Annotated in this window: 2 tRNA genes and 1 rRNA gene; all 3 read left to right on the top strand. The window is 48.4% G+C overall.

Annotated elements, in window-relative coordinates:
- A 16S ribosomal RNA gene (locus AC791_RS19435) occupies window positions 1-79 on the top strand; the annotation flags it as partial.
- A 70-nt stretch (window positions 80-149) separates the two neighbouring features.
- Window positions 150-226 (top strand) — tRNA-Ile (locus AC791_RS19430).
- A 107-nt stretch (window positions 227-333) separates the two neighbouring features.
- Window positions 334-409: transfer RNA gene (locus AC791_RS19425), tRNA-Ala, on the top strand.
- Window positions 410-597 lie beyond the last annotated feature (188 nt).

The following is a 597-nucleotide window of genomic DNA, read 5'->3' as shown; positions in this document are numbered from 1 at the left end:
TACCACTTTGTGATTCATGACTGGGGTGAAGTCGTAACAAGGTAACCGTAGGGGAACCTGCGGTTGGATCACCTCCTTACCTTAAAGAAGCGTTCTTTGAAGTGCTCACACAGATTGTCTGATGAAATGAAAGCAGTAAAAATCTCTGCAGGCTTGTAGCTCAGGTGGTTAGAGCGCACCCCTGATAAGGGTGAGGTCGGTGGTTCAAGTCCACTCAGGCCTACCAAATTCGCCTCCGTGCTGCGTTGCGGCGATGCTCACATACTGATGTATGCTTCGCATCACCACGCCTTGCCCGGAAACGAATTAGGGTAACAGAGATGACCATACGATGGGGTTATAGCTCAGCTGGGAGAGCGCCTGCCTTGCACGCAGGAGGTCTGCGGTTCGATCCCGCATAGCTCCACCATCCTTTTACTGCTTAAAACAAGAAAACTTCAGAGTATACCTGAAAAGGTGTGCTGCGAAGTTTTGCTCTTTAAAAATCTGGATCAAGCTGAAAATTGAAACGACACGCTGTGTCTGTTCTCCGTAAACAAGAACAGAAGGCGGTGTGTTCGAGTCTCTCAAATTTTTGCAATCAGAAGACATCTTCGG

Origin of the sequence: Klebsiella sp. RIT-PI-d (genome assembly GCF_001187865.1) — a bacterium.
Classification (GTDB): Bacteria; Pseudomonadota; Gammaproteobacteria; order Enterobacterales; family Enterobacteriaceae; genus Superficieibacter.
The sequence above is the reverse complement of the archived record's forward strand: the minus strand, read 5'-3'. Positions and strand labels throughout refer to the sequence as shown.